This window comes from Streptosporangium sp. NPDC049078 (genome assembly GCF_040648855.1).
GTDB lineage: Bacteria > Actinomycetota > Actinomycetes > Streptosporangiales > Streptosporangiaceae > Streptosporangium.
The window spans coordinates 485,995-507,495 of sequence record NZ_JBEZEL010000002.1 but is presented as its reverse complement, the minus strand read 5'-3'; the positions used below and the strand labels follow the sequence as shown (position 1 = coordinate 507,495).

Genomic DNA, 21,501 nt, shown 5'->3' with positions numbered 1-21,501 from the left:
CCCGGTAGACGACCGGGTTGATAGGCTGGAAGTGGAAGCGCAGTAATGTGTGGAGCTGACCAGTACTAATAGGCCGAGGACTTGACCACAAAGCATTGTGCTTGGTCTGTTGCAGCGCTCTGTCCCTTCGCCGGGTCCGGAGCAGCGCCAGGCCAGGGATTGTGCCCGCGTCCACTAGGCAATTCTGAGACAGCAAACGGTAGTGTTTGTGTGTTTCATAGGGTTACGGCGGTTATGGCGAAGGGGAAACACCCGGTTACATTCCGAACCCGGAAGTTAAGCTCTTCAGCGCCGATGGTACTGCACCGGGGACGGTGTGGGAGAGTAGGTCACCGCCGGACAATCTTTCACGTAGGGCCCTCACCGTTGGTGGGGGCCTTTCGTGCTTTCCAGGGGTCCTTTCTTTTCAACAGATCCCGAATAACGGAGAAGCCCCGGCCTTCCAGGACCGGGGCTTCTCCGTCACACTGCTGTTTCCCGTCAGGGGGTGATGAAGAGACCGTCACCCACGGTTCGCTCCGCGCCGTCCGAAGGCCGGTTCACGGGCTTGTGGTTGACGACCATCACACTGGAGCCGCCGCCGTCGAAGTTGATGGCCTGCTTGGCTCCCAGCCACCGCATCAGCTGGGCGGCCTCCACCATCGAGGCGCCCACGCTGACTCCGGGGTTGCGTCCGTCGACCGTGGCCAGGATGAGCCCGCCCGACTTGTCGACGCCGACCATCGTGCGTGGGTGACGCCGGAGCATCATGTTGATCGAGGCGTGCCCGTCGGCCGCCGCGGTGATGCGCACCCGGCCGTTCCTGACCAGCCCGACCCCGCCGCCCATGATGTGTGTCTCCGGGGTGAGCGGTATGGCCCGCTGCGTGCGCAGGTCGATGACCTTCCCGTCCACCTTCATCCAGGTTCCCTGCCCGTGCTCCTGGAGCCAGACGGCCGCCAGGCCGGTGCCGTGGAGCAGGTAGGTGCCCCGGGCGACGATGCCGCCGGCCTGACGGACCTTGATGACCCTGCCGTCGGCGGCGTTGACGACGACCTCGATGCCGCCGTCGGCTGCTGTCTTGCCGCCGAACTCCTCGGTGTAGAGGACGAGCTCTTCGGCCCCGGCGGCCCGGTTGATGCCGTTGATCTCGGCCTTCGTTCCGTCGGAGGAGATCGCGGTGACCGTGGTCTTCAGTTCGGTGATCCGCGCCTTGCGGCCCTGGGTGATGACGAGACCGCTGCGGCCCGGCACGGCCTCGCTGAGGAGCCTGCCGCCCACGACGGACACACCGACCGGGTCGCCCTGGAGAGCCTTGGCCGTGTGGATGTTGAAGAAGCCGCCGTTGACCCCGGCGATGGCGCCGGCCAGCTTCGACATCGAGCTGGTGCTCTCGCGCTTGGCCACGCTCTTGCCGACGCTCGTCTTGAAGGATCCCTTGAACAGCTTCGGGTTGACCATCAGCACGCGCATGTCCCAGGGGCCGGTGGTGTCTGTGCCGTCGTCGCCGAGATAGTCGGTCTTGGCCCGGACACCGGCTGCCTTGAGCTCCTTCACGACCTTGTCGGCCTTGGCCCGCTGGCCGAACGACCACAGGCCGGTCCTCACCATGTAACGCTCCACGGCGGGAGCGTCCGAGGCGGCGGGCTGCACGATTCTCAGAATTTCAGGGGCGAATCCGGCGTCCTCCATCGCCTGGGCCACCGTCTGTGCGGTGACCAGGGAACCGGCGTCATGCCCGTTGGGCATAAGAGCGGAAACTGTCCACCCTTGGGTGGATTTGCCGTGTTTCACACTAAAAAGGGTAATTCCCGGTGCCACGCTCTGCTGCTGCTTCACCGGCGCCATGCTCACACCCAGCGGGAACGCGGAGGAGGGAAACCCGACACTCGCCTGTTTCGCCTCGGCGGGAACCGCCACGGCGGTGAGTGTCAGGGTCATCAATCCGGCGACAAGGTGTCGCGACATGTGCATCTCTCCCCGTTGGTCTCCGATTTCGTGAACCATCGTGCCGAGATCTACGGGTCAAGGGGAGGCAAACGGGTGAAACATCCCAAGAAAGTGTTGTTGCTCACGCTGGAGGTCCCGCGTACCTGATTCCGTCAGCCCACGCAGTGGTACACCTTGCGCAGCGTCTCGTGGACGATCCAGACGGTCTTGGCACCCTCGGCGAGCAGGCAGACCGATCCGGGCACGAGCTCCAGGGTGGCGCCGCCGTCGACTTCCAGTGTGGCGCGGCCGGACAGGACCACGAACATCTCGTCACGTTCCACATCGACGACCGTGCCCGGTGTGATCTCCCAGATGCCCCGGCTCTGCCTGCCGTCCGGTGAGGACCACAACTCGATCGACGAGACGCGCGGAGAACCCGCCAGGATCTGGTGGGGCTCCAGCTCTTCCGGTGACAGCCGCACGTCGTCGGTGGGGACGGAGAACGCCCCGGCGGCGGCGACCATCCGGGTCAGATCGGCGGTCTCGGGAACGAAGATCTCGGGCATGGGGACCTTTCAGGAACGGGGACTGTCTCTCCGGAAGGACTCCAGGGCCAGGAGGGCGACGTGGAGGGAGAGACAGGATTCGACATCGTCCAGATCGGTGTCGAGGACGCGCTCCAACCTGCGGAGACGGTCGTAGAAGGCGGGTCTGGACAGATGGGCTCTCTGGGCGGCGACGGCCTTGTTGCGACCCGAGTCGAGATAGACCCGCAGGATCCCGGTGAGGTCGCCGCCGCGCTGGGCGTCGTGGGCGAGCAGCGGTCCGAGCTCGCGCTCCGCGAAGGTCTGCAGCCGGGCGTCGTCGCGCAGAAGATGGAGCAGTCCTCTCAGGCGAAGGTCGGGCAGCCGGTAGAAGGCGCGGCCGTCGGGGTGTCTGACGGCCACGTCGGAGACCTGCTCGGCCTCCAGGAAACTTCTCCGTACGTCGCGGATCGACTCGACCAGAGAGCCGGCGGCGAGGACGAAGGGGACGGTGAAGGCCGCGCGCAGGTGATCGGCGAGCGTGGTCAGCGCGGCCTCGGGGAGGACGCGCGGCGGAAGGGGGAGCAGGACGCCGACCCGATTCTGGTCCAGGGCGCCGACGAGGGCGGGAAGGCGGGCCTCGCGGCAGGCGGCGGCGGCCGCGTCCGCCAGCTCGCCGAGTTGGATGAGCTGCTCCTGGCCCTCCAGCGGCTTGTCCGCGGGCTCGGCCAGGCGGAGCACCACGCTGATGAGCTTGCGTCCGGTGAGCGACACACCGACCGCGCGGGCGCGTGCCGCGGCCTCCTCGGGGTCGGCGTACGCGTGGGTGAGGATTCCGGTGATGATCGTGCCGTGCGCCTGACGTTCCAGTGACTCCTGGTGGCGCTCCAGCAGGCGGCCCAGGGCGAGGGTGGTCGCGGCGCGCTCGGCGAGCACGATGTCGCGCGGCCCTGGCTCCGTGTCGCAGAGGATGATCAGGCGACCCCAGTCCTGGCCGCGTGCGCCGACCATGGTGACCAGCCAGCCGGAGGCGGCGTCGTAGGCGGTGCGCAGGTCGGGCGCGACCGCGCGGGAGCGGGTCTCCCAGCCCGCGAGCAGGGAGCCGGTGTCGCGGCCGGCGGTCTCGCAGGCGAGCACCTGGTGGGCGAGGTTCTCCAGCAATGCGGGGCGCCCGGACAGCCTCGTCACCTGGCCCAGGACATCGGCCGGAGAGGCGCCCTCGACCGACAGCTCGGTGAAGACCTCGTGCAGTTGCTCGGAGGCGCGGAGCTCCTCCAGCTGGATGTCGATGATCCGGGCGTGCACCGACTCGGTGATCTGCACGAACGGTGTCTCCCTGGCCAGGGTGACCAGAGGCAGGCCGTGCTCCTCGGCGGCGCGGACCACGGCGCCGGGCAACTCCCCGATGAACTTGCGGCCCAGTTCCACGATCAGTCCCGAGGCGCCCACGGCGACGAGCTCGGCGATGTAGTCGGCGAGCTTGCGGGGATCGTCGGGCAGGGCGATGCCGGTGGTGAGCACGAGTTCGCCTCCGCGCAGCAGGTGCGCGATGTCGGTCACCTCGCCCACGTGCACCCAGCGCACCCGGCTGTCCAGCCGGTCGGCCCCCGCCACGACCCGTGGATTGCCCCGACGGACGGTGTCCAGGGCGAGGACGTCGGCGACGGTAGGGAGCACGTGTCGAGAATATCCGATCAGCATGTAAGCGCGAGGGGGTCACGCTTTACAGCCTGTTTGCCCCACCCTCCCCGCCACCTGCTTTCCCCCGCGAGCGCGGTCACCGCTCGGCTCCTGTGGGGGCGGTCCAAGGATCGAAGACCCGTGCCGCGGCGGCCCTTACTCCATCGCCACCCCTCACCCGCTCTTGCGTGCCTACCGGCGCGACTCCCTGGTTTCCTCGATGTCCGCGCCGGGTGCCGAGTGGCTCCGCGGCGCCAGAGGCGGGGTGGCGCGGTTCAGGCGGGCCTCCAGTCCGTCGAGGAGGCAGGTCAGGCCGAACTCGAAGTTGAGCGCCCTGGCGGAGTCGACGTCCACGCACCGGTACTCGGCGTAGCGGGCGGCCAGCTCGGGGTAGTCGGCTGCCGCCTTCTCCACCACGGGCTGCAGGGCCTCGTTCAGTTCGTTGGAGTCGAGGCCCGCCTTGGCGGTCATCGCCCGCCAGGAGATTTCGGGCGCGGTGACCCCGAGCACGTACGCCAGAAGCGTCGAGGCGGCGTGGTCCTGGTCGAGGCCGCGGAACCCGGCGTGGTCGAAGGTGGCGACGAGCCGGCTCATCATCCGCATCGCGTTGGGGCCGATGGCGGGGGTGGTCCCGATGTAGCTGATGACCCAGGGGTGTGCGAAGAGCGCCTGGCGGATGGAGTACGCGAAGGAGGAGGCGACGTTGCGCCAGGTGGTCTCCCGGACGTCCGGGATGTCGAACTCGCCGTAGACCTCGTCGAGGACCAGTTCGAGCAACTCGTCCTTGTTCGCCACGTGCCAGTAGATGCTGGTCGTCCCCGAGCCGAGCTTGGCGCCCAGGCGGCGCATGCTCAGTGCGTCCAGCCCTTCGGCGTCGAGCAGCTCCATCGCCGTGCGCACGATCTGCGTGCGGCTGAGGGTGGGACTCTTCGCGGTGCGCCGCTCGCGGGTCCAGACGGAGCTGAATTGCTGTTCCACTCCTCAAGCATAAATCTTGTGGCACGCTGTTCGAGTTTATCGTACGGTGTGCGAGTGGAATCGAACGCTGTACGAGTCGAACGTGATCCGAGGCGCTGGTGGATCCTCGGAGTGCTCTGTCTGAGCCTGCTTGTCCTCGTGGTGGACAACACCGTCCTGAATCTGGCGATCCCCGCCCTCATGGTCGATCTGGGGGCGAGCCCGGCCGACATCCAGTGGATCATCGATGCCTATGTCCTGGTCTTCGCGGGGCTGCTGCTCACCTCCGGCAGCCTGTCGGACCGCTACGGTCGCAAGCGCTTCCTGATCATCGGTCTGGTGTTGTTCGGCGGCGCCTCGCTGCTCGCCGTGCTGGTCACCGAGCCCTGGCACCTGATCGGCGCCCGCGCGCTGATGGGCGTCGGCGGCTCCATCCTGATGCCGAGCACCCTGTCGATCCTGATCACCGTCTTCGACGACGAGGAGCGCCGCAAGGCGATCGCCGCGTGGAGCGCGGTGGCGATGGTCGGCGTGATCGCCGGTCCCACGCTGGGCGGCTTCCTGCTCGAACACTACTGGTGGGGATCGATCTTCCTGCTCAACGTGCCGGTCGCGATCGTCGCCGTGATCGCCGCGGCGCTGCTGATGCCCGAGTCGCGCGGTCCGGCGAGAAGGCTCGACCCGGTCGGTGTCGTGCTGTCCACGACCGGCATGAGCGCCCTCGTCTACGTGGTCATCTCCGCGCCGACCGCGGGCTGGACCTCGGCGGAGTCGCTGGTCGCCGCAGGGCTGGCGGTGGCGGCGCTGGGGGCGTTCGTGATCTGGGAGCTCAGAACGGAGCACCCGATGCTCCCGCTGGAGCTGTTCCGCGACCGGAACTTCAGCGGGGCGTCGTTCTCGATCGTGCTGATGTCGTTCGGCACGGGAGCGCTGCTGCTGATGCTCACCCAGTACCTGCAGTTCGTGCTGGGCTACAGTCCGATGCGCGCCGGTCTCGCGCTGCTGCCGTACGCCGTGGCCGCCGCGGTGTTCAACGGGGTCGGCGCCGCGCTGGGGCAGAAGGTCAGCAACCGGATGCTGGTAGCCGTCGGCCTCGCCGTGATGGCCGGCGGGTTCGGGGTGCTCGCCGTCATGACCGCCGACACCGGGTACGGCCTGCTGATCACCGGTCTCATGCTCATGGGGGTCGGCGGGGGCCTCGCGGGACCCGCGGCCTACGCGACGCTGATGGGGGCGGTACCGCCCGCGCACGCCGGTGTCGGGTCGGCGCTCAACGACACCGTCCAGCAGGTCGGCATGGCGCTGAGCGTCGCCGTGCTCGGCAGCGTGCTGGCCGGGGTCTACACCGCGTCGATGCCCGACGACGCCCCGGCCGCCGCGCGCGAGTCGATCGGTGAGGCGCTGCGACTGGGGGACGGGGGAGTGATCGAGACCGCGCGCGAGGCGTTCGTCTCGGCCATGTCGTTCGGCTCCTGGGTGGGGGTCGGCTTCACCCTCGCCGCCGCCACGCTGGCGTTCCTGGTGCTGCGCCCCGCGCCCGTGTCCGGGGCCGGTACGGAGGAGGGACTGGTGAAGTCGGGGAGCTGAGAGGTCGTCCAGGCCGTCGGCCCCGTGCGGCTCGCGCCACGCCGAGGACGGCGCGAGCCGCCGGGGGCCGGGACGGGGCTCAGGTCGCCCGCGCTCCGGCGTGGGACGCGAGCCGGACGGGCTCCGCCGCGGGATGCGAGGTCGCCGTGGGATGTGAGCCGCACGGGTTCCCCGTGCCGCACGACCGCGTCAGGGACCTTTTCCCGGCGAAGCGGACGACCGCCTTCTGTGCCATTCAGTGCCCTTCTGTGTCCCGCGAGACCCCGCTGCCCCGGTGAGGGTGATCCTCACGGACCGAGCCTGACAGTGTGCAGGGTTTGGTGGCGATATGCCGACATATTGTAGGTATGAGCGATGGCCCCGAGAGGCGATACTCGATGTATGTCGGACCTCCTTGCGCGCCATCGCGCGGTAATGCCCAACTGGCTGGCCCTTTACTACGACGAGCCCATCGAGATCGTCTCGGGCAAGGGAAACCGCGTCGTCGACGCGTCGGGCAAGAGCTATCTCGACTTCTTCGCGGGCATCCTGACCAACATGATCGGGTACGACGTGCCCGAGGTGCGCGAGGCCGTCGAGCGGCAGATCGCCACCGGTGTGGTGCACACCTCCACGGTCTACCTGCTGCGCGGCCAGGTGGAGCTGGCCGAGAAGATCGCGAGGCTCTCCGGCATTCCGGACGCGAAGGTCTTCTTCACCAACTCCGGCACCGAGGCGAACGAGACCGCCCTGCTGCTGGCGACCTACGCGCGTAAGTCCGACCAGGTGTTCGCCATGCGGCAGAGCTACCACGGCCGTTCCTTCGGAGCGGTCAGCGTCACGAGCAACCGCGCGTGGAAGAACAACTCGCTGTCACCGCTGAACGTGCACTTCCTGCACGGCGCCGACCGGCATCTCACCCGGTTCCGCGGCCTGTCCGACGCCGACTACATCGCGGCGTGCGTCGACGACCTGCGCCACGTGCTCTCCACCGCCGTCGCCGGGGACGTGGCGGCGCTGATCGCCGAGCCGATCCAGGGGGTGGGCGGTTTCACCATGCCTCCCGACGGGCTGTTCGCCGCCTACCAGGAGGTCCTCGACGCCGAGGGCATCCTGTTCATCTCCGACGAGGTGCAGACCGGCTGGGGGCGCACCGGCTCGGCCTTCTTCGGCATCCAGAACCACGGCGTCACGCCCGACATGATGACCTTCGCCAAGGGGCTGGGCAACGGCTTCGCGGTCGGTGGCGTCGTCGCCCGCGGCGACCTGATGGACAACCTCCACGCCGTGGGACTGGCCACCTTCGGCGGCAACCCGATCTCCATGGCCGCCGCCAACGCCACCCTGGACTACGTCCTCGACCACGACCTGCAGGCGAACGCCGCGAGGACCGGCGCCCTGATCATCGACGGGCTCCGTGCGGCGGCGCCGAGGCTGCCGATCGTCGGCGACGTCCGCGGCAAGGGCCTGATGTTCGCCGTCGAGCTGGTCGACCCGGCGACCGGCGAACCCTCGCCGGCCCTCGCCACCCGGTTCATGGAGGAGACCAGGAAGTCCGGCCTGCTCGCGGGCAAGGGCGGCCTGAAGGGCAACGTGCTCCGGATGGCCCCGCCGCTCACCCTCTCCCTCGACGAGGCCGCGGACGGCCTCGGGATCATCGTCAGCGCGCTCGAAACCATCAACGCCGAGGTCGTCTCGTGAAGAACGTCACCCACTGGATCGGCGGAGGCCCCGTCGAAGGCTCCGACCGTACTTCGGAGATCTTCGACCCCGCGACAGGGGAGGTCGCGGGCCGCGTCCACCTCGCGTCCGTGGGCGAGGTGGACGCGGCCGTGGCCGCCGCCGTCGAGGCCTGGCCCGCGTGGCGGGACGCCTCGCTGGTCAAGCGCTCGCAGGTGCTGTTCCGCTTCAGGGAGCTGATGTACGCCAACCGCGACGAGCTGGCCCGCCTCATCTCCGAGGAGCACGGCAAGGTCCACTCCGACGCGCTGGGCGAGGTCGCGAGGGGCCTGGAGGTCGTGGAGTTCGCCTGTGGCATCCCGCACCTGCTCAAGGGCGGTTTCTCCGAGGGCGTCTCCACCCGGGTCGACTCCTACTCGATCCGGCAGCCGCTGGGCGTCGTGGCCGGGATCACCCCGTTCAACTTCCCGGCGATGGTGCCGATGTGGATGTTCCCGATCGCGATCGCCGCGGGCAACGCCTTCGTCCTCAAGCCGTCGGAGAAGGACCCCTCGGCGTCGCTGCTGATGGCCGCGCTGTGGAAGGAGGCCGGGCTGCCCGACGGCGTCTTCAACGTCGTCCAGGGCGACAAGGTGGCGGTGGACCGGCTGCTGGAGCACCCGGACGTGCGCGCGGTCTCGTTCGTCGGGTCCACGCCCATCGCGAGGTACGTCTACGAGACCGGCACCTCCCACGGCAAGCGGGTCCAGGCGCTCGGCGGCGCCAAGAACCACATGCTCGTCCTGCCCGACGCCGACCTCGACCTCGTCGCCGACGCGGCGGTGTCGGCCGGTTTCGGCTCGGCGGGGGAGCGCTGCATGGCGATCTCCGTCGTGCTCGCCGTGGACCCGGTCGGGGACGAGCTGGTCGACAAGATCGTCTCTCGGGTCTCCGCGCTCACCGTCGGTCCCGGCGGCGACCCGTCCTCCCAGATGGGACCTCTCGTCACCGGGGCCCACCGCGACAAGGTCGTCTCCTACCTCGACCTGGGCGTTTCCGAAGGCGCCAAGCTCGTCGTGGACGGCCGCCTGACCCCCGTCCTCGGGGGCGGTGCCGCCCAGGACACGGCCGGATTCTGGCTCGGCCCCACGGTCCTCGACCACGTGGCCGCCGGCTCCCGGGTCCACCGGGAGGAGATCTTCGGCCCGGTCCTGTCGATCGTCCGCGTCTCCTCGTACGAGGAGGGCCTGGAGCTGATCAACGGTGGTGAGTTCGGCAACGGCACCGCGATCTTCACCAACGACGGTGGCGCGGCCCGGCGTTTCCAGAACGAGGTGGAGGTCGGCATGATCGGCATCAATGTGCCGATCCCGGTGCCGATGGCCTTCTACAGCTTCGGCGGCTGGAAGGCGTCGCTCTTCGGGGACACCCACGTCCACGGGGCCGAGGGCGTGCACTTCTACACCCGGGGCAAGGTCGTCACCTCCCGATGGCTCGACCCGAGCCACGGTGGCGTCAACCTCGGCTTCCCGACCAACGGGTAGCCTCCGACCCGCGAGGCCCGCGCCCCTCCTGCCGGGGCGTGGGCCTCGCGTCTTCTTCCCGCCCCTTTCCCGGTGCGACATGCGGACACCCGGGACGGGCGCGGGCCGGTAGGCTCCCGGGCAGGTCGGTGGCGATGTCGGGAGGAGACCCCGTGGGCCTCGTGGGCAGGGACAGGCTTCGCCTGGCGCGGCTGGGAGCGCTGCTCGGAGTGGGCGTGCTCGCGCTCGCCGCCTGCGCCCAGGCGGGGGCCACGACCACGGCGAGGCCGATGCGCGGCCCCTCGTCCTCCGCGACACCCGTCACCCCCTCCGCGACGCCCACCGCCGCGACCCGTGCGGCCAGTCCGAGCCCGACGCCTTCGCCGTCCATCGGCGAGGGCGAGGGCACGCTGCGGGTGCTCACCTTCCAGGGGTACGTCGAGTACGGCGGGACCAGTTCGCAGGTCAACTGGCTCACGCCCTTCGAGCGGGAGAGCGGCTGCGTCGTCAAGCTCGACCGGGTCCGTACGAGCGAGGAGATGGCCGTCAGGTTCGCCACCGGCGCCTACGACGCCGTCTCACCCGCCCCCGACCTGGCGGGGCTGCTGGTGGCGCAGGGGAAGGTGGCGCCGCTGGAGACGGCGTTGGTCGACGACTACCGGCGGATCCCCAGGCGGCTGCGCGAGCTGCCCGGCCTGCGCGAGGACGGCAAGGTCTACGGCATCCCCTACCTGTGGGGGGTCAACCGGGTCCTCTACGAGGAGGGCAGGCCCGAAGGGCCGTCGGCGCTCTACGAAACGTCCTCCGCGGCGATCAGGAACAGCCCGCTGAGCATCGCCGACGCCGCGCTCGCCCTCGGCGGGAGGCGTCCCGGGTCGAAGACCGAGGATCCGTTCCAGCTCACTTCCGCGCAGCTCGACGCCGCCCTGAGGCTCCTCGCCGAGGGCGAGGGTCCCGGCCGGGTTTACTGGGACGGCTCACTCGACCTGGTCAGGGCCCTGTCGGCGGGACCGGTGCGGACCGCCCAGGCCCTCCCGTACCACCTGGACCTCTTCCGGCGCGCGGGCCGGCCGATGAAGGCGCTGGAGGGGGTGCCGATGACCGGGTGGGTCGACTCGTGGATGCTCGCGGCGAAGCCCGCCAGCCCCAACTGCGGCTACCGGTGGCTGAACTGGGTGAGTTCGGCGTCGGCGCAGCGCCCCGCCGCGGCCTGGACCGGGCTGGCCCCGGCCAATCCGGAGGCGTGTGGCGGTCACGCCCGCCGGATGTGCGAGATCTACCACGTGCGAGACAGCCGGTGGCTGCGCGATGTCGTCTTCGCCGCCCGCCCGACGCGCGATTGCGGGGGTCGTGGTGGGGAATGCACCGATTACACCGAGTGGGCGGAGCGCTGGAAGCAGCTCCTGAAGTGATCGGTTTCCCGCCGGTCCGAGCGTGAAGGGCCGCGGGCCCGTCCTTCCCTCCTCGTGACACTCGTCTCCAGCCATGCCCGCATATCTCGCGTTTGGCCGCGCTTTTCGTTGTCGTGATCGTGTTTGGCGATGGATTCGGTGGGAAAATCATGGTATCGATATCGACTGGTTGACCAGTCAGTGGGTAGTCTGGTCGCCATGAGAATCCTTCTTGTTGGAGCGGGCGGCGTCGGTTCCGCCGTCGTGCCGATCGCCGCACGCCGAGATTTCTTCGAACACATCGTGGTCGCCGACTCCCAACAGGACCGGGCCACCGCCGTCGTGGCCAGGATCGCGGACCCGCGCTTCAGTGCCATCGGACTGGACGCCTCCGACCGGGCGGCGGTCGAGGCCGCCCTCGCCGAGCATCGCTGCGACGTGCTCTTCAACGCCGTGGACCCCCGCTTCACCATGTCCCTGTTCGAGGCGGCGCTCAACGCCGGGGCGCACTACCTCGACATGGCGATGTCGTTGTCGCGACCGCACCCGCGCAGGCCGTACGAGCTGACCGGGGTGAAACTCGGCGACGAGCAGTTCGCCCTCGCCGAGGCCTGGCGGCGGAAGGGCGGCCTGGCGCTGGTGGGGATGGGGGTGGAGCCGGGGCTCGCCGACGTGTTCGCGCGCTACGCCGCCGAGCACCTGTTCCGGAGCATCGAGGAGATCGGCATCCGCGACGGCTCCAACCTGGTGGTCGACGGCTACGACTTCGCGCCGACGTTCTCCATCTGGACGACGATCGAGGAGTGCCTCAACCCGCCGGTGATCTGGGAGAACGGCGGCTGGCACACCACCGAGCCGTTCAGCGAGCCCGAGGTGTTCGACTTCCCCGAGGGGATCGGGCCGGTCGAGTGCGTCAACGTCGAGCACGAGGAGGTGCTCCTCGTGCCCCGCTACATCGACGCCAAGCGGGTGACGTTCAAGTACGGCCTGGGTGAGGAGTTCATCGGGGTCCTGAAGACCCTGCACAAGCTCGGCCTGGACAACGCGGACAAGATCAAGGTGGGGGGAGTCGAGGCCTCGCCGCGCGACGTGGTCGCGGCCAGCCTGCCCGACCCGGCCACCCTCGGCGACCGGATGCGCGGCAAGACCTGCGCCGGGACCTGGGTGAAGGGTGTGGGCAAGGACGGCCGGCCGCGCGAGGTGTATCTCTACCACGTGGTCGACAACGAGTGGTCGATGCGGGAGTACGGCTGCCAGGCCGTGGTCTGGCAGACGGCCGTGCACCCGGTGGTCGCCCTGGAACTGCTGGCCACCGGTGCCTGGTCGGGCAGTGGCGTGCTCGGCCCCGAGGCGTTCGACGCGGTGCCCTTCCTGGAGTTGCTCAACGCCTACGGCTCGCCGTGGGGCATGCGCGACGAGAGCGCCGAGAGCGCCGAGACGCTCCTGTCCGCCTGAGGGCCTCCCCGCCGTCTCCTCGGCTTACTTGGTAAAGGCGTTCCGGGGATTCCGGCCGCATCGGCTTCGCGAGGGTGATCGGGGTGCCGACGGAGGCCGCGGCCGTACCGGTGATCAACCGGTGCGGGGCCGCGGACTCGCACCGGTTGTCGAGAAGAGCTCAGAAGAAGGCCACGCGCCGGGGCCGGGAGCGGGCGTCGTCCTGCTGCGGCAGCAGCGCGTCGGCGCACTCCGGGCAGGCGAAGAGGGCCGTGCCGTCGGGGAGGCGGCCGATCCTGGTCCGCGGGCGAGGCCACTTCTTGTGGCAGGCCACGCAGGCGTCGCCCTCACGCTGGGTGCGGGTCAGTCCGTCGGGATCGAAGGTCATCGTGGCGTGTGCCGTGCTGGGCGGCCTCCAGTTCATCGTGTTCCTTTCAGCGCGGAGACCCCGCCTTGAGGCGTGGGAAGGAAACGCGGCAAGGCGCCGTACGGGTTGGTGGCATGCGCGTGCGGTGGCGATGGCCGAGCCGCCTGCGCATACCCGCACCACCCTCGCCGCCGGGCCGGCGGCGAGAGAAAACGCCTGTGGAGCCGGGGTAGGACCTCAGAGGGGAGAATTTCTCTCCTGGCGGGCAACTGGCGGTGAAGCGGGAGACCCACCCCGTGCGGGTTGGAATCCCCTGGCTTCGGTCGTGGGGAGGAAGCCGATCACATTCCTCCAGCGTGGTGACTCCTTGTTCTCTCCCGTGGCTCGGCCGCGAGGAGGACGTCGGCACGTTTCCTGTCTTGATCGCGTACTTTCATATCGGAACCGTTATAACGCGGTCACGACCCGTGATCGCTGTGGCGGATGTCAAGCGGTGGTTAAATCACGGCCTACATGCGGGCCGTATAGCGGCAAAAGGGACACTCGGCATCAAGCCGGGTGCCCCTTTTGGTGCGTTCTAAACAGTCAGGCCTCGTTCACGGCCTTCTCCAGGATCGCGAGCCCCTCCTCCAGGAGGTGATCGGGGATGACCAGTGGCGGCAGGAAGCGCAGCACGTTGCCGTAGGTGCCCGCGGTCAGCACGAGCAGACCCTCCGCGTGACACCTTTTCGCGATCTCGCCCGCCGCCGTGGGGTGGGGCTCGCCGGTGCCGGGCACGACCAGCTCGATGGCGATCATGGCGCCCCGGCCGCGTACGTCGCCGATGATCGGGTTTCTCCTCGCCATGGCGCGCAGCCGCGGAAGCATGGTCTCGCCGATGCGGCGGGCCTTCCCGATCAGGTCGTCGGCCTCGATGGTCTCCATCACGCCCAGCGCGGCCTCGCAGGCGAGCGGGTTGCCGCCGTAGGTGCCGCCCAGCCCGCCGACGTGGACCTTGTCGAGGATCTCGGCGCGGCCGGTGACGGCGGCGAGCGGCAGGCCGCCCGCGATGCCCTTCGCGGTGACGATGATGTCGGGCACGATGCCCTCGTCCTCGCAGGCGAACAGGTGGCCGGTACGGCAGAAGCCGGTCTGCACCTCGTCGGCGACGAAGACGATGCCGTTCTCGCGGCAGAACTCCAGGATCCTCGGCAGGAAGCCCTTGGCGGGCTCGATGAAGCCGCCCTCGCCCGCGATCGGCTCGATCACCACGGCGGCGACGTTCTCGGCGCCGATCTCCTTGGTGATCTGGTCGATCGCCTGGGCCGCGGCCTCCTCGGCGCAGTTCTCCGGGCCGGTGGGCCAGCGGAACGGGTAGGCGAGCGGTACCCGGTAGACCTCGGGCGCGAACGGGCCGAAGCGGTGCTTGTAGGGCATGTTCTTGGCCGTCAGCGTCATCGTCAGCAGGGTCCGGCCGTGGTAGCCGTGCTCGAAGACGACGACCGCCTGGCGGCCGGTGGCGTGGCGGGCGACCTTGACCGCGTTCTCCACCGCCTCGGCGCCGCTGTTGAGCAGGAAGGTGCGCTTCTCGTGGTCACCGGGGGTGATCTCGTTGAGTTTCTCGGCGACCCGCACGTACGACTCGTACGGCGTGATCATGAAGCAGGTGTGGGTGAAGTCCGCCACCTGCCTGCTCACCCGCTCGACGACGCGCGGGGCGGAGTTGCCGACACCGGTCACCGCGATGCCGGACCCGAAGTCGATCAGAGAGTTGCCGTCGGCGTCGACGACGACACCGCCCCCGGCGTGCGTCACGAAGACGGGCAGCGTGGTGCCGATGCCCGGTGGTACGGCGGCCTGCTTGCGCGCGAGCAGTTCGCGGGACCTCGGGCCGGGAATCTCGGTGACGAGGCGGCGCTCCTGCGGAAGCGAGGGGCCGCCCTCGGTGACGGTGCTCATGATGTGAAGCTATGTCGCCGATGCCGGTGTGCCGATGATGCACTATGGCAAAATTGCGAAGAGCAGAATAGACATAACGTACAAAAAAAGGGGGTGGGGATGGCGCCGACGCTGAACACCGTCGTACGGCGACTCGCCCTCGGGCTCGTGGTCCTCACCGGGCGGGAGGCGCTCGACCGGCCGGTGCGCTGGGTGGCGGTCAGCGAGCTGGAAGATCCCACCCCGTTCCTCGAGGGCGGCGAACTGGTTCTGACCACGGGCATGCGCCTGGACGCCCGCAACGCCGGACCCTACGTCGAGCGCCTGGTCGCCAGAGACGTCGCCGGACTCGGGTTCGGCGTCGGACTCGGGCACGAGACGATCCCCGAGGCGCTGGTCGAGGCCGCCACGCGGGCCGGGCTGCCGCTCGTCGAGGTGCCGCGCGACACCCCGTTCGTCGCCATCGGCAAGGCGGTGAGCGAGCTGATCGCCGCCGAGCAGTACGACGAGCTCAGCAGCGCCTTCGCCGCCCAGGGCCGCCTCACCCGCGCCGCGCTGCGCCCGGAGGGCCCTCGCGCGGTGATCGACCGCCTCGCCCGCGAGCTGGGCGGCTGGGCGATCCTGCTCGACGAGGCGGGGGCCGTACGACATCTGGCGGGCAGAGGCGCCACCGCGGCGGCCGGAGACCTCGGCCCCGAGCTGGAACGGCTGAGAAGGATCACGAGTCAGGGCGCTCCCGCGAGCGTCGCCCTCTCCTCACCCGAGGAACACGTCATCGTGCGGCCACTGGGAGCCCGTCGGGTGAGGGGATTCCTCGCCGTCGGCATCGGCCGGTCCTTCACCCCGGTCGCGCACACCGTGGTCAACGCCGCCGCGTCCCTGCTCACACTCGCCGTCGAGCACGGCGTGGAGCACCTGGCCGCCGAACGCCGGGTCCGCTCCGCGGTGCTGCGGCTGCTGCTGGCCGGGCAGCCGGAGGCCGGGCGCGAGACGTTGGAGCGGCTGGGGGAGCGGCTCGCCGGCGAGCCGCTGGTGGCGATCGCCTGCGCCGGTGAGCCGGAGGCGGTGCTCGAGGCCGCGGGGGCCGAGTTCGCGGCGGCCGACGGCGACAGGGTGGTCCTGCTGGTCCCGCCCGCGCGGGCCGACGCCGTGGCCGCGACGCTCGGCGAGTACGGCCCCGTCGGGGTCGGCGAACCGGTGGGTCTCGACGACCTGCGCGAGGGACTGGAGCAGGCCGACCGGGCGCTCGCCGCGGCCGGGCGCGGCACCGCGCCGGTGGCGCGCTTCGCCGACCTGGCGGGGCAGGGACTGCTCTCCCTGCTCGACCCCGGCGTGGCGGAGGCGTTCTCCGCCGCGCTGCTCGCCCCGCTCAGGGAGTACGGCTCGCGTGCGGATCTGCTCGGGTCCCTGCGCGTCTACCTGGACTGCAACGGTCACTGGGACGCGGCGGCGCAGCGGCTCGGGGTGCACCGCCACACTCTGCGCTACCGCATGCGGCGGGTGGCGGAACTGGTCGGACGTGACCTTGAGGACCCCGCCGTCCGCGCCGAACTCTGGGTCGCCCTCGCCGTCGCCAGGTGAGGGCGGGATCAGTCGCGGTCGACGACCAGATAGCGGGAGATGACGGCATAGGTGACCGTTTCGTAGGTGGCGCTGTCGCGCAGGTGCCCGGCACGTTCCAAGCCGATCGCGCCCTGGGCCGCGGCCCACACGGCGTCGGCGATCTTCCTGGGCTGGGTGGGGACGATGTATCCCGCCGAGATGCAGTCCGCGATCACCCGATCGACGATGTTCAGCGCCGCGCGGGCGAGGGTCCTGGCCCGCTCGCTCGGCACGAAGCCGGGGATCGCGCGCTCGAACATCAGGGCGTAGTAACCGGACTCGTCCAGCGCGGCCTCCCGGTAGACGGGACCCAGCGCGATGAGGTGCTCCAGGGCGTCCTTGCGCGAGGGCACGGCCTCCAGACGGCGCCGGAAGCGTTCGAAGCCTTCCAGGTACAGCGCCTCGGCGAGGCCCTCCTTGCTGCCGAACATGGTGTAGACGACGGTCGTCGAGCATCCCGCCTCGGTGGCGATGCGGCGCATCGAGAGGCTCTCCGGCCCGATGGTGACCAGCAACTGGCTGGCGACGTCGAGCAACCTGGCACGAAGCTCGTCCTGAGATGCCCGCTCACCGACAAGGTAGGCGCCCTGAAGGCCGCGCGGCGCCGAGGAGGTCATGCGCCCACGCCCTTCCGCTCTCATCGTCATCCGGTGACTTAGCCACGGTGAAGATCATTCAAACCGGTGCCTTGTAAGGAATATCCCCGATTACCCCTGTTTTCGTTACAGGGCACGGGCGGGCGGTTTTATGCGGAACGGCGTGCCGTCGCGAGGCTGTTGTGCGGAGTGGAGTAAGGCCGCTCCCATGCCGGTGACATAGCGTCTGGATATGGACGTGCGCCCCTTCTGGCTCGCCGGACGCCCCGCCAAGGGCGAGACCGAGCTCACCGTGACCAACCCGCATGACGGCCGCGTCGTCGCCGTCTGCTCCGTGCCGACCGACGGCCAGGTCGAGGAGGCCGTGGCCGCCGCGGCGGCCGTGCGGAAACAGGCCGCCGCGCTCCCGATCCACGTACGGGCCGAGGCCCTCGCGCACGTCTCGCGTCGCCTCGCCGAGCGCGCCGACGAGATCGCCGCCCTGATCACCGCCGAGAACGGCAAGCCGATCTTCTGGGCCCGCGGCGAGGTCGGCCGGGCGATCTCCACCTTCAGGTTCGCGGCCGAGGAGACCCGCCGTCTCGGCGGCGAGACCGTGCGCCTGGACACCGAGGCCGCCTCCGCGGGCCGCCTCGCCTACGTCTCCCGGGTCCCGCACGGCCCGATCCTGGGCATCAGCCCGTTCAACTTCCCGCTCAACCTGGTCGCGCACAAGGTGGCCCCGGCCATCGCCGTCGGTGCCCCGATCGTCCTCAAGCCCGCACCGGCGACGCCGGTCTCCTCGCTGGTCCTGGGCGAGATCCTGGCCGAGACCGACCTGCCGGAGGGCATGTTCTCCGTGCTCCCCGTGTCCAACGACCGCGCCGGTGCCCTGGTCGAGGACCCGCGCCTGCCGGTCGTCTCCTTCACGGGTTCGGCCCCCGTGGGGTACGCGATCATCGACCGGGTCCCGCGCAAGCACGTGACCCTGGAACTCGGCGGCAACGCCGCCGCGGTCGTGCTCGCCGACGCCGACCTCGACTGGGCCGCCTCGCGGATCGCGCTGTTCTCCAACTACCAGGCCGGTCAGAGCTGCATCGCCGTACAGCGGGTGATCGTCGAGGCGTCGGTCCACGACGACTTCGTGGCCCGGCTCGTCCCGGCCGTCGAGGCCCTGGTCACCGGTGACCCCGCCGACGAGAAGACGCAGGTCGGTCCCCTCGTGTCGGCCGAGGCCGCCGAGCGCGTGGAGCAGTGGGTCGGCGAGGCCGTCTCCGCGGGCGCCCGCCTGCTGACCGGCGGCACCCGCGACGGCGCCACGTTCGCGCCGACCGTGCTCGCCGACGTGCCGGCCGACGCCAAGGTCTCCCGCGAGGAGGTCTTCGGCCCGGTGATGGTCGTCCAGAAGGTGTCCGGTGTGGACGAGGCGTTCGCCGCGGTCAACGACTCCAGGTACGGCCTTCAGGCGGGGGTGTTCACCCGCGACCTCGACCACGCCTTTCGCGCCAACCGGGAGCTGGAGGTCGGCGGTGTGATCATCGGTGACGTGCCGTCGTACCGCGCCGACCAGATGCCGTACGGAGGGGTCAAGGACTCGGGTGTCGGCCGCGAGGGACTTCGCTCGGCGATCGCGGACTTCACCTACGAGAAGGTGATGGTCCTCACCGGCCTCACCCTCTGACGGGCCGGGGCCCGACCCGCGCGCCGTCGATCCGCCCTTTCGAGGCTCATCAGGGGCACCGGCCCGAACTTTCGACGGGCCGGTCCCGGCGCCACGGGCCCGGTCTTCCGCGGCCGGTTCCGGCTCTCGGTGCCGTCGAAGCGGCCTTGCGACGCTCTCGGCGCGGTCTCCGCGCCGAGGTCACGACGCCGAGGTCACGACGCCGAGGTCACGACGCCGAGGTCACGACGCCGAGGTCACGACGCCGAGGTCACGACGCCGAGGCCGTGGCGTAGAGGTCACGACGCCGAGGCCGTGGCGTAGAGGTCACGACGCCGAGGCCGTGGCGTAGAGGGCCTTGGCCGAGTCACCGAAGTAGGGGCCGTACATGGTGCGGCGGTCGTCGCTGTACTTGAAACTGCTGACCGAGACGATCGTGCCCCGGCCGGTGGAGGCGTCGAAGCCGCTCAGCCAGGGACCCCCGCTGGATCCGGCGGTCATGTCGCAGCGCATGCCCTGGTCGCGGGTCTGCCCGTTCGGGTCGTCGCGGAGCGGGCCCGCGCAGTAGACCAGGTGCTCGCCGTCGTAGGGCGCGTCGGCGGGAAAGCCGAAACCGCTCGCGAGGCGCCCCCTGGGAACGCCGAAGGCGATGTCCTGGCCGCCGACGACGTCGCCGAGGTGCCTGCCGCCGCTGGTGGCGACCGCCACCATGCCGATGTCGTGGCTGTCGTCGCCCTCACGCGACCAGGGGCCCGCGACGAACATGCGGCGCGCGGTGTACTGCCCGTACGGGCGGCGGCCCTGGCTGTAGCCGGGGACGAAGGTCCAGTTGTCGGCCCAGGCGCCGGTGCCGTCCTTGACGCAGTGGCCGGCGGTCACCACCAGATCCTTGTTGGCGCTCCTGACCGAGCTCGCCGAGCACACGAAGTCGCTGCCCTTGATGGTGAGGAACACCCGTCCCGTGGTGCGTGCCACCGCCCCGCCGGAGGTCCACCGGGCGCCGGCGGTGCGGGACACGGCGCCGCGCGATCTCTGGCGGGGGACGACCCCCCGACCGGTGGCGGAGAGCCGCCCGAGCGTTCCGGTGACCCTGTCGAGCCGGTCGAAGGGGGTCGCGGAGGCCATCCGGCGGGGGGTCCAGTAGCCGAGCGGGCGCTCCCGCTCCGACGCGGTGGGAGCGGGCGCGTGCTCGACGACGTCCGGCATGCCGGACGCCGCGACCGTCGCGGGTTTCCCCGTCGTCTCCGTCGTCCCGGCCTTCTCCGCCGTCTCCGCGGAGGGGTGGTCGGAGGGCTTCGCGGACCGTTTCCCGAACTCGGTGACCGCCTGCCAGGTGGCCGTCGCGCCGGGCGCCGGGGCGCTCAGCGACCCGGCGAGGAGCGAGGCGGCCGCAAGCAGGGGGAGGCTTGAGGTCATGAAACCCGAGTTTGCACTACGTGTGGTGTTCCTGTGATTACTTTTGGTCAATATCAGGGGGTGCCGGTGGTCTGGGCCGCCTCGTAGACGGCCCGCGCCTCGGCCCCGAAGTAGGGGCCGAACATCCAGCCCTCGGCGAAGCCGTACTTGAAGCTGTTCACCGAGTTCAGGGTGCCGAGGCCGGTGCTCTCGTTGAAGTCGAGGAACCAGGGCCCGCCGCTCGACCCGCCGGTCATGTCGCAGTTCAGCCCGATGTCGCGGGACATCAGGAAGTCGTCGAACGCGCGCCCGGAGCAGTAGACCAGTTTGGAACCGTCGTACGGGGCGGCGGCCGGGTAGCCGAAGGAGTGCATCTGCCGGCGTCGCGCCTGGTTGAAGGAGACGCCCTGGCCGCCGACCACGTCGGTCAGCGATTTGCCGTTCAGCGGGGCCACCACGGCCGAGGCCACGTCGTAGTTGATGTCCTCGCTGTTGTTCCACTGCGGGGTGGTGTAGAGGGTGGTCGCCACCCACGTGCCGTAAGGCCGGTCGCCGTTCTGGTAGCCGGGCACGAAGACCCAGTTGCCGTGGAAGGCGCCGCCCATCCTCACGCAGTGCCCCGCTGTGATCACGGTGCTCTTGTTCTCGCTGGTCACCGCGCTCGCCGAGCACGAGGCGTTGCGGCCCTGGTAGGTGAAGAAGACCCGGCCCGCGGTCTTGACGATCGCCCCGCGACGGGTCCACGCCGCGCCGGTGGAGGCGCGGGCCGCCGCCGAGCCCCTGGTGACCGTGACGGCGTCGCCGTCGGGCTCGGTCGCGGGGACGGAGACGGGGTCGGCCGCGGTCTGGGCCGCGATCGCCCCCGCGGTGAGCCGGGCGCCGTCCTTCTCGGGGACGAGGGCGGCGAGCGGCTTGGCCGCCTCCATCTTCGCCTCGGTCCAGTAGCGCTGGACGGTCTGCTGTTCCTTCTTGGTGTCGGCCGCCTCCTCCTCGACCGGCTGGGGAACGGCCCGCGCCGGGGTGACGCCGCCCCCGCTCCTGCCCGCCGCGCCCGCCGGGGTGTCCAGCCTGGCACCCGTCGTGGCCTCCACGGTGGCGCCGTGCGCGACCGTCGCGGAGAGCAGTGTGCTTCCCGCGATGGCGGTGAGAACAGGGATGAGTCGTGCCGTGCGCCGCATATGTACCTCCCGAGGGCCTGTCACTGCTCCGGGAAGCTAGTGCGCTGTACGTATGCATTTCTCAGGCTTTACAACTATTGATATGACGAAATTCGGACTTAAATACTGCCTTTTATCGTGTGCTCCACGGCTAACAGTTTTTCGCCGCGATCCTGCCTGATC

The 21,501-nt window shown here is 70.0% G+C and carries 16 protein-coding genes and 2 rRNA genes; 9 read left to right on the top strand and 9 right to left on the bottom strand.

What is annotated here, in order from left to right:
- A 23S ribosomal RNA gene (locus AB0B90_RS05195) occupies positions 1-89 on the top strand; the annotation flags it as partial.
- Between the two features lie 135 nt (positions 90-224).
- Positions 225-341, top strand: a 5S ribosomal RNA gene (gene rrf, locus AB0B90_RS05190).
- A 139-nt stretch (positions 342-480) separates the two neighbouring features.
- On the opposite strand, the gene AB0B90_RS05185 is transcribed toward rrf, so the two are convergent.
- From AB0B90_RS05185 to AB0B90_RS05170, 4 genes are all read right to left on the bottom strand, one after another.
- Positions 481-1,728, bottom strand: a complete 1,248-nt coding sequence (locus AB0B90_RS05185; RefSeq protein ID WP_350944823.1) for a phosphodiester glycosidase family protein — start codon at positions 1,726-1,728, stop codon at positions 481-483.
- A gap of 353 nt (positions 1,729-2,081) precedes the next feature.
- The gene (locus tag AB0B90_RS05180; protein ID WP_350944822.1) at positions 2,082-2,477 is read right to left on the bottom strand and encodes a cupin domain-containing protein; all 396 of its coding nucleotides are present in this window, start codon (positions 2,475-2,477) and stop codon (positions 2,082-2,084) included.
- Positions 2,478-2,486: 9 nt separating this feature from the next.
- Positions 2,487-4,112, bottom strand: a complete 1,626-nt coding sequence (locus AB0B90_RS05175) for a PucR family transcriptional regulator (protein WP_350944821.1) — start codon at positions 4,110-4,112, stop codon at positions 2,487-2,489.
- Positions 4,113-4,307: 195 nt separating this feature from the next.
- Entirely contained in the window at positions 4,308-5,093 is a 786-nt protein-coding gene (locus AB0B90_RS05170) for a TetR/AcrR family transcriptional regulator (protein ID WP_350944819.1), read from the bottom strand.
- Between the two features lie 54 nt (positions 5,094-5,147).
- Here AB0B90_RS05170 and AB0B90_RS05165 point away from each other — a divergent pair, with 54 nt between their 5' ends.
- From AB0B90_RS05165 to AB0B90_RS05145, 5 genes are all read left to right on the top strand, one after another.
- A complete protein-coding gene (locus AB0B90_RS05165; RefSeq protein WP_350944817.1) occupies positions 5,148-6,659 on the top strand; it encodes an MFS transporter in 1,512 nt (503 codons plus the stop codon).
- Positions 6,660-7,040: 381 nt separating this feature from the next.
- Positions 7,041-8,339, top strand: a complete 1,299-nt coding sequence (locus AB0B90_RS05160) for an aspartate aminotransferase family protein (RefSeq protein WP_350944816.1) — start codon at positions 7,041-7,043, stop codon at positions 8,337-8,339.
- Complete coding sequence (locus tag AB0B90_RS05155) at positions 8,336-9,841, top strand: CoA-acylating methylmalonate-semialdehyde dehydrogenase (RefSeq protein ID WP_350944815.1); 1,506 nt, start codon at positions 8,336-8,338, stop codon at positions 9,839-9,841. Before AB0B90_RS05160 ends, AB0B90_RS05155 begins: the two co-directional genes overlap by 4 nt.
- A gap of 152 nt (positions 9,842-9,993) precedes the next feature.
- Positions 9,994-11,232 carry an extracellular solute-binding protein gene (locus AB0B90_RS05150; protein WP_362920864.1) on the top strand — a complete coding sequence of 413 codons (1,239 nt, stop codon included), beginning with the start codon at positions 9,994-9,996 and terminating at the stop codon, positions 11,230-11,232.
- Between the two features lie 198 nt (positions 11,233-11,430).
- The gene (locus AB0B90_RS05145; RefSeq protein WP_350944811.1) at positions 11,431-12,666 is read left to right on the top strand and encodes a saccharopine dehydrogenase C-terminal domain-containing protein; all 1,236 of its coding nucleotides are present in this window, start codon (positions 11,431-11,433) and stop codon (positions 12,664-12,666) included.
- Positions 12,667-12,826: 160 nt separating this feature from the next.
- On the opposite strand, the gene AB0B90_RS05140 is transcribed toward AB0B90_RS05145, so the two are convergent.
- Complete coding sequence (locus AB0B90_RS05140) at positions 12,827-13,069, bottom strand: hypothetical protein (protein WP_350944810.1); 243 nt, start codon at positions 13,067-13,069, stop codon at positions 12,827-12,829.
- 528 nt (positions 13,070-13,597) lie between these two features.
- Positions 13,598-14,950: a 4-aminobutyrate--2-oxoglutarate transaminase gene (gabT, locus tag AB0B90_RS05135; RefSeq protein WP_350944809.1), complete on the bottom strand. Its 1,353-nt coding sequence runs from the start codon at positions 14,948-14,950 to the stop codon at positions 13,598-13,600.
- A gap of 99 nt (positions 14,951-15,049) precedes the next feature.
- Here gabT and AB0B90_RS05130 point away from each other — a divergent pair, with 99 nt between their 5' ends.
- The gene (locus AB0B90_RS05130; RefSeq protein WP_362920861.1) at positions 15,050-16,510 is read left to right on the top strand and encodes a PucR family transcriptional regulator; all 1,461 of its coding nucleotides are present in this window, start codon (positions 15,050-15,052) and stop codon (positions 16,508-16,510) included.
- Positions 16,511-16,518: 8 nt separating this feature from the next.
- On the opposite strand, the gene AB0B90_RS05125 is transcribed toward AB0B90_RS05130, so the two are convergent.
- The gene (locus AB0B90_RS05125) at positions 16,519-17,148 is read right to left on the bottom strand and encodes a TetR/AcrR family transcriptional regulator (protein WP_350944807.1); all 630 of its coding nucleotides are present in this window, start codon (positions 17,146-17,148) and stop codon (positions 16,519-16,521) included.
- A gap of 211 nt (positions 17,149-17,359) precedes the next feature.
- Between AB0B90_RS05125 and AB0B90_RS05120 the strand changes: the two genes are divergently transcribed.
- Entirely contained in the window at positions 17,360-18,787 is a 1,428-nt protein-coding gene (locus AB0B90_RS05120) for an aldehyde dehydrogenase family protein (protein WP_350944806.1), read from the top strand.
- Between the two features lie 306 nt (positions 18,788-19,093).
- On the opposite strand, the gene AB0B90_RS05115 is transcribed toward AB0B90_RS05120, so the two are convergent.
- Positions 19,094-20,182, bottom strand: a complete 1,089-nt coding sequence (locus AB0B90_RS05115; RefSeq protein ID WP_362920859.1) for a trypsin-like serine protease — start codon at positions 20,180-20,182, stop codon at positions 19,094-19,096.
- 53 nt (positions 20,183-20,235) lie between these two features.
- Positions 20,236-21,339: a peptidase gene (locus AB0B90_RS05110; protein ID WP_362898730.1), complete on the bottom strand. Its 1,104-nt coding sequence runs from the start codon at positions 21,337-21,339 to the stop codon at positions 20,236-20,238.
- Positions 21,340-21,501 lie beyond the last annotated feature (162 nt).

What these genes read in the sequence shown, in the direction of transcription:
- AB0B90_RS05140 (WP_350944810.1), bottom strand. Translation starts at nt 13,069, where the DNA reads ATGAACTGGAGGCCGCCCAGCACGGCACACGCCACGATGACCTTCGAT.
- AB0B90_RS05120 (WP_350944806.1), top strand. Translation starts at nt 17,360, where the DNA reads ATGGACGTGCGCCCCTTCTGGCTCGCCGGACGCCCCGCCAAGGGCGAG.
- AB0B90_RS05185 (WP_350944823.1), bottom strand. Translation starts at nt 1,728, where the DNA reads ATGCCCAACGGGCATGACGCCGGTTCCCTGGTCACCGCACAGACGGTG.
- AB0B90_RS05110 (WP_362898730.1), bottom strand. Translation starts at nt 21,339, where the DNA reads ATGCGGCGCACGGCACGACTCATCCCTGTTCTCACCGCCATCGCGGGA.
- AB0B90_RS05130 (WP_362920861.1), top strand. Translation starts at nt 15,050, where the DNA reads ATGGCGCCGACGCTGAACACCGTCGTACGGCGACTCGCCCTCGGGCTC.
- AB0B90_RS05160 (WP_350944816.1), top strand. Translation starts at nt 7,041, where the DNA reads ATGTCGGACCTCCTTGCGCGCCATCGCGCGGTAATGCCCAACTGGCTG.
- AB0B90_RS05125 (WP_350944807.1), bottom strand. Translation starts at nt 17,148, where the DNA reads ATGACCTCCTCGGCGCCGCGCGGCCTTCAGGGCGCCTACCTTGTCGGT.
- AB0B90_RS05180 (WP_350944822.1), bottom strand. Translation starts at nt 2,477, where the DNA reads ATGCCCGAGATCTTCGTTCCCGAGACCGCCGATCTGACCCGGATGGTC.
- gabT (WP_350944809.1), bottom strand. Translation starts at nt 14,950, where the DNA reads ATGAGCACCGTCACCGAGGGCGGCCCCTCGCTTCCGCAGGAGCGCCGC.
- AB0B90_RS05145 (WP_350944811.1), top strand. Translation starts at nt 11,431, where the DNA reads ATGAGAATCCTTCTTGTTGGAGCGGGCGGCGTCGGTTCCGCCGTCGTG.
- AB0B90_RS05115 (WP_362920859.1), bottom strand. Translation starts at nt 20,182, where the DNA reads ATGACCTCAAGCCTCCCCCTGCTTGCGGCCGCCTCGCTCCTCGCCGGG.